Annotated in this window: 10 protein-coding genes; all 10 read left to right on the top strand. The window is 63.5% G+C overall.

Features of this window, described 5'->3' with window-relative positions:
• The first annotated feature begins 174 nt into the window (after nucleotides 1–174).
• The 10 genes from fabG to ACIQ2A_RS16180 all read left to right on the top strand — a co-directional run bounded on the left by fabG (nucleotide 175) and on the right by ACIQ2A_RS16180 (nucleotide 9,595).
• Entirely contained in the window at nucleotides 175–912 is a 738-nt protein-coding gene (gene fabG, locus ACIQ2A_RS16225) for a 3-oxoacyl-[acyl-carrier-protein] reductase (protein WP_398480981.1), read from the top strand.
• A 295-nt stretch (nucleotides 913–1,207) separates the two neighbouring features.
• Entirely contained in the window at nucleotides 1,208–1,447 is a 240-nt protein-coding gene (locus tag ACIQ2A_RS16220; protein ID WP_056294916.1) for an acyl carrier protein, read from the top strand.
• A 110-nt stretch (nucleotides 1,448–1,557) separates the two neighbouring features.
• Entirely contained in the window at nucleotides 1,558–2,817 is a 1,260-nt protein-coding gene (gene fabF / locus ACIQ2A_RS16215; protein ID WP_398480979.1) for a beta-ketoacyl-ACP synthase II, read from the top strand.
• 124 nt (nucleotides 2,818–2,941) lie between these two features.
• The gene (gene mltG / locus ACIQ2A_RS16210; protein ID WP_398480977.1) at nucleotides 2,942–4,201 is read left to right on the top strand and encodes an endolytic transglycosylase MltG; all 1,260 of its coding nucleotides are present in this window, start codon (nucleotides 2,942–2,944) and stop codon (nucleotides 4,199–4,201) included.
• 107 nt (nucleotides 4,202–4,308) lie between these two features.
• On the top strand, nucleotides 4,309–5,196 hold the full coding sequence (locus ACIQ2A_RS16205; RefSeq protein WP_398480974.1) for a YicC/YloC family endoribonuclease: 888 nt from the start codon (nucleotides 4,309–4,311) through the stop codon (nucleotides 5,194–5,196).
• Between the two features lie 2 nt (nucleotides 5,197–5,198).
• The gene (gmk, locus tag ACIQ2A_RS16200) at nucleotides 5,199–5,840 is read left to right on the top strand and encodes a guanylate kinase (RefSeq protein ID WP_398480972.1); all 642 of its coding nucleotides are present in this window, start codon (nucleotides 5,199–5,201) and stop codon (nucleotides 5,838–5,840) included.
• A 116-nt stretch (nucleotides 5,841–5,956) separates the two neighbouring features.
• A complete protein-coding gene (locus ACIQ2A_RS16195) occupies nucleotides 5,957–6,577 on the top strand; it encodes a TIGR00725 family protein (protein ID WP_398480970.1) in 621 nt (206 codons plus the stop codon).
• Between the two features lie 89 nt (nucleotides 6,578–6,666).
• Entirely contained in the window at nucleotides 6,667–7,455 is a 789-nt protein-coding gene (locus ACIQ2A_RS16190; protein WP_398480967.1) for an ABC transporter permease, read from the top strand.
• Entirely contained in the window at nucleotides 7,452–8,492 is a 1,041-nt protein-coding gene (locus ACIQ2A_RS16185) for an ABC transporter ATP-binding protein (RefSeq protein ID WP_398480964.1), read from the top strand. The genes ACIQ2A_RS16190 and ACIQ2A_RS16185 overlap by 4 nt, the downstream gene beginning before the upstream one ends.
• A 23-nt stretch (nucleotides 8,493–8,515) precedes the next feature.
• Nucleotides 8,516–9,595 (top strand): extracellular solute-binding protein, encoded by a 1,080-nt coding sequence (locus tag ACIQ2A_RS16180; protein WP_398480962.1) that lies wholly within the window; start codon nucleotides 8,516–8,518, stop codon nucleotides 9,593–9,595.
• The last annotated feature ends 47 nt before the right edge of the window (nucleotides 9,596–9,642 follow it).

Genomic DNA, 9,642 nt, shown 5'->3' with positions numbered 1-9,642 from the left:
GGAGTGGTCGCCGGGCGATGCCGGGGGGGTGTGGGGGCTTCCGCAAGCGCCGTCACCCGTGGTGCCCCCTCACCCGCGCGCCAGGGCGCGCGACCTCTCCCCGGAGGGGAGAGGTGAAGAAGGAGTGCCCCTGAGAGTTTGAGTTTTATTGGCCCAGGGCCAAAGGAGAAACGAATGTTCGATCTGACAGGCAAGACCGCGCTGGTGACCGGCGCTACCGGTGGCATCGGCGGCGCGATCGCGGCCGCTTTGCATGCGCAGGGCGCGACCGTGGCGCTGTCCGGCACCCGCCGCGAGGTGCTGGAAGCGCTCGCCGCCAAGCTCGGTGACCGCACTTTCGTGCTGCCCTGCAATCTTTCCGACGCCGCCGAAGTCGAGGAACTGGTGCCCTCCGCCGAGAAGGCCATGGGCCAGCTCGACATCCTGGTCGCCAATGCCGGCATCACCCGCGACAACCTGTTCGTGCAGCTCAAGGACGAGGACTGGGACAACGTCATCAACGTCAATCTGACGTCGACCTTCCGCCTTGCCCGCGCGGCCACCAAGCTGATGATGCGCAAGCGCTTCGGCCGCATCATCGCCATCACCTCGGTGGTCGGCGTCACCGGAAATCCCGGCCAGGGGAATTACACGGCTGCCAAGGCCGGCCTGATTGGCATGATCAAGACGCTGGGCGCCGAATATGCCAAGCGCAACGTCACCGCCAACTGCATCGCGCCGGGCTTCATCGCCACGCCGATGACCGATGTGCTGAACGACAAGCAGCGCGAAACGATTCTGACCAAGGTGCCGGCAGGCCGTCTCGGCTCGCCCGAAGACATCGCGGCTGCGGCGGTTTATCTCGCCTCCAACGAAGCCGCTTATGTCACGGGACAGACCATTCACGTGAATGGCGGAATGGCCATGATCTAGCCGTGCGGGTTCCCGCAACGCTGTGATTCAATTGGGCTTTGGACGACTGCGGCAGTGTGTGGCAAAGCCATATGATGTGTGCTAATCGGTCGTCCAACGGTGGGGCAAAGAAGGCCATTGCAGGATGTAGAAACCCTGTATATTGGCGGGGCGAGCCTGCCGTTTTTCGCGAGGCTCCGTCCGGGACGGCGGGGTCACTCCACAAGGCGCGACAGCGCAAGGTTTAACGAGTTAAACGCTCCACAATGGCTCGTATCGTCTACGGACGAGCCTGGGTAACAAGCACGAGGTTGATATGAGCGAGATTGGCGAGCGAGTGAAGAAGATCGTGGTCGAACACCTTGGTGTCGAACCCGAGAAGGTGATCGATTCCGCGAGCTTCATCGATGATCTCGGCGCTGACAGCCTCGACACTGTCGAGCTCGTGATGGCGTTCGAAGAAGAGTTCGGTTGCGAGATTCCGGACGATGCCGCCGAGACGATTCTCACCGTCGGCGACGCGACCAAGTTCCTCGAGAAGAATGCCAAGAGCTAACTTCTTCGCGTGACACATTCTGAAGCCGGGCGGATCGCGTCACCGCGGTCCACCGGCTTCTTGCTGTGGAGCGCGGGAGTTCGCTTTTGAAGGAAGCTGTGGAGATGCAGATGAGGCGGGTAGTCGTCACGGGCCTGGGCATGGTGTCGCCATTAGCCTGCGGTGTCGAGCCGACCTGGAAGCGTATCCTCAACGGGGAAAGCGGCGCCAAGCGCATCGACACGTTCGAAGTGTCGGATATCCCCGCCCAGATCGCCTGCATGATTCCGCGCGGCGATGGTACCAACGGCACCTTCAATCCCGATCAGTGGATGGAGCCGAAGGACCAGCGCAAGGTCGACGACTTCATCATCTTCGCGATGTGCGCTGCCAAGCAGGCACTCGACGACGCCAACTGGCATCCGGAGAGCTATGAGGATCAATGCGCCACCGGCGTGCTGATCGGCTCCGGTATCGGCGGCCTGACCGGCATCGCCGAAACGGCAATCATCCTGAAAGAACGCGGCCCGCGCAAAGTGTCGCCGTTCTTCATTCCCGGCCGCCTGATCAATCTGGCGTCGGGTTACGTCTCCATCGAACACGGCCTCAAGGGCCCCAATCATTCCGTCGTCACGGCATGCTCCACCGGTGCGCACGCGATCGGCGATGCCGCGCGCCTGATCGCGCTCGGCGATGCCGAAGTGATGGTGGCAGGCGGCACGGAATCGCCGGTCAGCCGGATCGCGATGGCCGGCTTTGCCGCTGCGCGCGCGCTGTCCACCGGTTTCAACGACACGCCGCAGAAGGCGTCGCGTCCTTATGACAAGGATCGCGATGGCTTTGTCATGGGTGAGGGCGCCGGCGTCGTCATCCTGGAAGAATACGAACACGCCAAGGCGCGCGGCGCCAAGATCTATGCCGAAGTCGTCGGCTACGGCCTGTCGGGTGATGCGTATCACATCACCTCGCCGTCGCCGGACGGCGATGGTGGCTTCCGCAGCATGAGCGCCGCCTTGAAGCGCGCCGGCATGACGGCGTCTGATCTCGATTACATCAACGCCCACGGTACTTCGACGCCGCTCGGCGACGAGATCGAGCTCGGCGCGGTACAGCGCCTGCTGGGCAATGCGGCTTCCAAGGTTGCGATGTCGTCCACCAAGTCGTCCACCGGCCATCTGCTGGGTGCGGCGGGCGCCATCGAGGCCATTTTCAGCATCCTCGCGATTCGCGACAATGTTGCGCCGCCGACCATCAATCTCGACAACCCGTCGGTGGAGACGGCGATCGACCTCGTGCCGCACAAGTCGCGGCAGAAGGAGATCAATGTGGCGCTGTCGAACTCTTTCGGTTTTGGCGGGACTAATGCGTCGGTGATCCTCAAGCGCGTGTAACCGCGTCGAGGTCTTCCACCGTTTCGCCGCAATCCGCATCGATTGCTGCCGTGGGCGTATGTTATTGATGGTATTCGGATTCGATCGGATTCGAGCCCGTCAGGATTGGACTCTAGGTACATCGATGAGTGAGCGGTCGCCCATTTCGCCCCGTAGCCCGCGCGCCGCGCTGGAGCCTGAACAGGTTCCGCCGCCGCCGAAGCGGTCGGATGTGGCCCGCAGCCCGCTCGTCGTATTCGGCAATGCCGTCATCACGCTGATCATTCTGGTGATGCTCGCCACCGGCGGCGTGTATGTCTATGGCCGCCAGGCCCTGGAAGCACCGGGGCCGCTGCAGGACGACAAGATCGTCAACATTCCCGCCCGCGCCGGCAAGGGCGACATCGCCGAAGTGTTGCAGCGCGAGGGCGTGATCGACGCCAATCGCTGGGTCTTCCTCGGTGCGGTGTTCGCGCTGAAGGCGGCGCAGGATCTCAAGCCCGGCGAATATCTGTTCCAGAAGAACGCCAATCTGCGCGATGTCATCGGCACGATCGTCGATGGCAAGGTGGTGCAGCATTCGGTGACGATCCCGGAAGGCCTGACCTCCGAGCAGATCGTCGCGCGCCTGTCCGAGAACGACATCTTCACCGGCTCGATCCGTGAAATGCCGCGCGAGGGCACGCTGCTGCCGGAGACCTATAAATTTCCGCGTGGCACGCCGCGCGAGCAGGTGATCCAGCGCATGCAGGCCGCACAGAAGCGCGTGCTCGCCGATGTCTGGGAGCGCCGCAATCCGGACGTGTTGGTGAAGACGCCGGAGCAACTGGTCACGCTCGCCTCCATCGTCGAGAAGGAGACCGGCCGCGCCGACGAGCGCAGCCGTGTCGCCGCCGTGTTCACCAATCGCCTGCAGCGCAAGATGAAGCTGCAGTCGGACCCGACCATCATCTACGGGCTGGTCGGCGGCAAGGGTACGCTCGGCCGTCCGATCAAGCGTAGCGAAATCCAGCAGCCGTCGCCTTACAACACTTACGTGGTCGATGGCCTGCCGCCAGGCCCGATTGCCAATCCCGGCCGCGCCTCGCTCGAGGCAACGGCAAACCCGGCGCGGACCCGCGACCTGTTCTTCGTGGCCGATGGCACCGGGGCACATGCCTTCACCGAGACCTATGACGCGCATCAGAAGAACGTCGCGAAGTTACGTGCGATCGAGAAGGCGGCGCAGAACGACACGGTTGAACCTGCGGAAGAGCCAGCGCCTGCTGCTGCGGCACCAGCCGATGGTAACTCCACCGGCGCCACGCCGCGTCAGGCCCCGGCCAAGCAGCAACAGCAGCGTCCCCGTACGCCGCCGGCCCGCCAGGGCGCAGCGCAGCCGAACGGCGCGCCCGTCGCGCAATAACGAGACGCGTTCAACCGCGCTGATTTTCCGTCCGGCCTGAAAGGGCCTATCCTTGTTCGGGTTCGCGATTGCGCGAATCCTCTTTCGATCTTTTGGAGTGTTTTGCGATGGTGTTGTCGAGCATGACCGGCTTTGCACGGAGCCACGGCACCAGCGGCCCCTATACGTTCGAGTGGGAGTTGAAGTCGGTCAATGCCAAGGGTTTTGACCTCCGCCTGCGCATGCCGCCGGGCTTTGACGAGGTGGAAGCCAGCGCCCGTAAGCGTGCCACTGAGGTGCTGTCGCGGGGCACCGTCTATGCCAATCTCACTGTGAAGCGCGCCAATGCCGAAGCCGCCGTGCGCATCAATGAGGACGTGCTCAATGCCGTGCTGAAGATCGCCGCCGAGATGGCGAGCAAGATCGACGCGGTGGCGCCGAGCATCGACGGCCTGATGAATATCAAGGGCGTGATCGAGATGGTCGAGCCCGAGGCCGACGAGACCGAGGAGGCTGCTGCGAAAGTCGCCGTCGCCGCGGGCTTTGAGGAAGCGTTGAAGGCGCTCATCGACATGCGCAAGCGCGAAGGCGCGACGCTCGGCGATATCCTCACCCTGCGCCTCAACGAGATCGAGGAATTGTCGAAGAAGGCCGAGGCTGCACCGGGCCGCAAGCCGGAAGCGATCCGCGCGCGCATCGCCGAACAGATCGCGACATTGCTCGATGCCTCCGATCGTTTCGATCAGGATCGCCTCTCGCAGGAGGCACTGATGATCGCCACCAAGGCCGACATCCGCGAAGAGCTCGACCGCATCGCCTCGCACATCTCGCAGGCGCGCGAGATGATCAAGAAGGGCGGCCCGGTCGGTCGCCGCCTCGACTTCCTGTCGCAGGAGTTCAACCGCGAAGTGAACACCTGCTGCTCCAAGTCGGGCGATCTCGAATTGACCAGCACCGGCCTCGAAATGAAGAACGTCGTGGAGCAGTTCCGCGAGCAGGTTCAGAATCTGGAGTGACCATGTCGAGCTTCGAGGGCGTCGAGCGCCGCGGTTTGATGTTCGTGCTGTCGTCGCCATCGGGCGCCGGCAAGACCACGCTGACGCGCATGCTGATCGACGAGATCGCAGATCTGCGGATGTCGATCTCGGTGACCACGCGGCCGATGCGGCCTGGCGAAGTCGATGGCAAGGACTACTACTTCGTCGATCAGGCGAAATTTGACACTATGGTCGCCAATGACGAATTGCTCGAATGGGCAAAGGTGTTCGACAATTGCTACGGCACGCCGAAAGCGCCCGTCGAACACGCGCTCGCCAACGGCCACAATGTGCTGTTCGACATCGACTGGCAGGGCGCCCAGCAGCTCTATTCGCGTGCGCCCAACGACATGGTGTCAGTCTTTATCCTGCCGCCTTCGGTCAAGGCACTGGAACAGCGTCTGCACACACGCGCGCAGGATTCCGAGGACGTCATCCGCGGCCGCATGAAGAAGGCGGGCGACGAGATGAGCCATTTCGACGCCTACGACTACATCGTCGTCAACGACAATATCGGCATCGCCTTCGAGTCGGTGAAGTCCATCTTGCGCGCCGAGCAGCTCAAGCTGCAGCGTCAGGTCGGCATGGTCGCCTTCGTCCAGAAGCTGCGCCAGCAGCTCTGAGGATGAATGGAAGCGAATGAGGCGCTTGTTCACCTCTCCCCGGTGGGGAGAGGTGAACAAGCGCAATCGTAAGCTTCAGTGATGGCGGATCGAACACGAAACGAGTGAGTGGTGCCATGACCAAACTGTTCTGGAACGAGGCCGCGAAGCAACTCGGCGACGGCACGCGTATCTTCGATCCCGCTGCGTTGACATGGCGTGATGGCGAGGTGAGGCAGGGCGCTCCGGTCACGCCGAGCGAGGCGCTGTCAAAGCTCGCAGCGCATCGGCTGCTGCGCGGCGTGCCGATCGGCATCATCGGCCCGCGTGAGGCGACCGATGCGCAGCGCGCGCTGGCCGAACAGATGGGCGCCGCACTGGCGCGCCACGGACTTCAATTGCTCTGCGGTGGCAAGAACGGCGTGATGGAAGCGGCGTGCAAGGGCCATGCGGAGAATGGCGGCATGCCGGTCGGCCTGCTGCCGGACGAGGAATGGCACGCGGCCAATCCCTATGTTGCTATCCCGATTGCCACCGGCATCGGCCCGGCACGCAATGCCATCATCGCGCGTGCATGCCTCGTCCTCGTCGCCATCGGCGGTGGGGTCGGGACGCTGTCGGAAATGGCGCTGGGACTACAATTCAACCGGCTTGTTCTCGCCATGGCCGATGCACCGGAGGTCAATACCGTTGCGCGCATCGATACCGTAGACGCGGTCATCGCGCGCATTGCAGCAAGGCTGTTTGCGATCGCCTGACGCTTTTCGCTTTGTCACAAAACTGATATCTGCCCCGTATAACTGAGGCGCTTCGACCTCAGCGCAACATTTTACGGGGAGTTGTGATCTTGCCGATCGTCGCGGTCGCATATCTGCTGTTTCTGGCGGCGCCGGTATTGTTGCTGTTTCTCGGCTCGTTCGGCGAGGTCTGGAGCGGCACGTTGCTGCCGTCGGGCTTCACCTGGCGGTGGTATGAAGAGGTCGCCGGCGATCCCAGCTTTCGCCGCGCCTTCACCACCAGCCTCAAGGTGGTGGGTATCACCTGTCTCCTCAATCTTCTGATCGGCCTGCCACTCGCTTATGCGATTCATGCTGGCGCGCGGGGCGGCGTGCGCGTGGCCGCGCGCATCGTGACGCTGATGCCGATCGCAGTGCCCGAGCTGGTACTCGCTTTCGGATTCATCCTCGTCTTCTCGTCTGATGCGCTGCCATGGCTCGGCAGTTTCTGGCTGCTTGCGGCCGGCCATCTGGTGCTGACGCTGCCCTATACGGTGACCGCGCTGGTCGCTGACATGGAGCAGCTCGGCCTTGCCGAATACGAACATGCGGCAGCAACGCTCGGCGCGCCGTTCCGCACGCGGATGTGGGACATCACGCTGCCGCAGCTGCAGCCGTCTTTGCTGTCCTGCATGCTTACCGTCGCCGCACTCTCGATCGGCGAATTCCAGCTTTCAAACCTGGTGTCGGGCTTCCTGTCGCGCACCTATCCGGTGGTGTTGCTGCAGGCCTTCTATGGCGCGACGGGCTTTGCCTGCGCAGCTACCGTGGTGCTGCTGGCACTAGCGACGCTGGCCTCGCTCGCCAGCGGGCTCACGGCACGCATCGCCGGCCGCCGCACCGCGAGGGCCATCACGTGACACTGCGCTACGACAATGTGAGCTTCAGCTATCCCGGCACGTCCACCGGCGTGTTCGATATCTCGCTGGAGATCGGCCGCGGCGAATTGCTGGCGATCATCGGTGCGTCCGGCTCCGGCAAGTCGACGATCCTGAAACTGCTCGCCGGCTTCATCAAGCCGGATACCGGTCGCATCCTGATCGATGGCGTCGACGTCGGCCACACGCTGCCGGAGACGCGACGGCTCGGCGTCGTGTTCCAGAACTATGCGCTATTTCCGCATATGCGGCTGTGGGAGAACGTCGCCTTTCCGCTCAAGGTGCGCGGCATTGCGAGGTCCGAGCGCCGTACGCGCGCGGTCGAGATGCTCGACCGCGTCGGCATGGGCAAGCGCGCCGACGACTATCCAACCGAACTCTCCGGCGGCCAGCAGCAGCGCGTGGCACTCGCACGCGCGCTGGTGTTCGAACCGCAGGGGCTGTTGCTCGACGAGCCGCTGTCGGCACTCGATGCCGGATTGCGGATGGAGATGCGTGACGAGATCCTGCGCGTGCAGCGGCAGGCCGGGATCGCCACGCTGCTGGTCACGCATGATCAGGAAGAGGCGCTCTCCATCGCGGACAAGGTGGTGATGATGCGCGATGGCCGCATCGTGCAGATCGGTACGCCGCGCGATCTCTACGAAACACCCGCCGATGCGACGGTGGCGGCCTTTGTCGGGCAGTCCAATCTGTGGCCGGGCGAAGTCTCTGCCGATGGGATCGTGACCACGGCGATCGGCAGACTCGCTTGCGATACGACCGGGCAGGGTATCGGCACGAAAGTGACCGTGTTCGTTCGCCCTGAGCGCGTTGCGCCACTGACCGGCATAGTCGATGCGAGCCGGTCCAACAGCTTCGCCGGCACGATGTCCGCCGATCGTTACCTCGGCCCGATCCGCCGCATCGATCTCGATGTCGCCGGCGGCATCGTGCGGCTTGAGACGCATCTGCGCGGCGATATCGCCGGTGCGGAGATTCCGCGTGACGCCATCCGACTTCTGCCACCGACTTCGTGACCCGCAACTCTCAGGAGACCGACATGAACCGACGTCAATTTCTGTCCAGCGTTGCCGCCGCCACCATGGTGGGCGCCATCGCACCATCCGCTTTCGCCTTCGAGGGCGCCGAGCTCTATGCCGGCGAGAAGGCGCTGTATGAAGCCGCCCGCAAGGAAGGCCTCGTCGTGTCGTTCGACACCGGCCCGACCTGGGCCAACTGGGCCAACCAGTTCAAGGCATTCCAGAAGCGCTATCCCGGTGTCGAGATGGTCTATAACGACCTCGGCTCGGCGGCGACCGTGGTTGCCCTCGATAAGGCGAAGAACCGCCCGCAGGCTGACACCGCCTATTACTTCGCGGCCTCCGCCCTTGATGCCGCCAAGGCGAATGTCGTTGAAAGCTTCAAGCCCGTGAATTTCGACAAGCTCGCCGAGCCGCTGCGCGATGCCGATGGCCGCTGGTTCACCATCCATACGCTGAGCGTTGCCTTCCTGGTCAACACCAAGCTCGTCAAGACGATCCCGACCGGCTGGGCCGACCTGCTCAAGCCCGACTACAAGAACGCCATCGTCTATCAGGATCCGCGCTCGACCGGGCAGGGCCAGGTCGTTGCCTTCGCCGCCGCCTTCGGCAATGGCGGCAGCATGGACAATGTCGCGCCGGGCATCGATTATCTCGGCAAGCTGACCAAGGCCGGCAATGTGCTGCGCACCGTTGGCACCACGCCCTACGCCCAGTTCCTGAAGGGTGAGATCCCGATCTGGATCGGCTACGAGAATGACGGCCTCAAGGCCAAGTTCACCGATGGTCTCGGCGATGGCATCGCTGTCGTGATCCCGAAGGAAGCGACCGCCGCCGCGCCTTACGCAATCTCGCTGGTGAAGAACGGCCCGAACCCGAATGCCGGCAAACTCTGGCTCAACTTCATCATGAGCGAGGAAGGCCAGAAGATCTTTGCCGAGGGTTTTGTGCGTCCGGCCGTGCCGGGTGTGGCCCTGCCGGCGAGCGTCGCCGACAAGATGCCAGCAGCACCCCAGTTGCAGGCGCTGGACATCGCCAAGGCCACCGCCAATAAGGCCGAGATCGATGCCGGCTGGGCGAAGGCCGTGCTGGGGCAGTGACACGCCGTCATTGCGAGGAGCGTAGCGACGAAGCAATCCAGAAGGCC

Source organism: Tardiphaga sp. (assembly GCF_044336785.1).
GTDB lineage: Bacteria > Pseudomonadota > Alphaproteobacteria > Rhizobiales > Xanthobacteraceae > Tardiphaga.
Note: the sequence above shows the minus strand (reverse complement) of the source record. Positions and strands in the feature narration are given on the sequence as shown.

Coding starts and splice junctions, on each gene's coding strand:
- gmk (WP_398480972.1), top strand. CDS start 5,199: ATGTCGAGCTTCGAGGGCGTCGAGCGCCGCGGTTTGATGTTCGTGCTG.
- fabG (WP_398480981.1), top strand. CDS start 175: ATGTTCGATCTGACAGGCAAGACCGCGCTGGTGACCGGCGCTACCGGT.
- ACIQ2A_RS16180 (WP_398480962.1), top strand. CDS start 8,516: ATGAACCGACGTCAATTTCTGTCCAGCGTTGCCGCCGCCACCATGGTG.
- ACIQ2A_RS16220 (WP_056294916.1), top strand. CDS start 1,208: ATGAGCGAGATTGGCGAGCGAGTGAAGAAGATCGTGGTCGAACACCTT.
- mltG (WP_398480977.1), top strand. CDS start 2,942: ATGAGTGAGCGGTCGCCCATTTCGCCCCGTAGCCCGCGCGCCGCGCTG.
- ACIQ2A_RS16195 (WP_398480970.1), top strand. CDS start 5,957: ATGACCAAACTGTTCTGGAACGAGGCCGCGAAGCAACTCGGCGACGGC.
- ACIQ2A_RS16205 (WP_398480974.1), top strand. CDS start 4,309: ATGGTGTTGTCGAGCATGACCGGCTTTGCACGGAGCCACGGCACCAGC.
- fabF (WP_398480979.1), top strand. CDS start 1,558: ATGAGGCGGGTAGTCGTCACGGGCCTGGGCATGGTGTCGCCATTAGCC.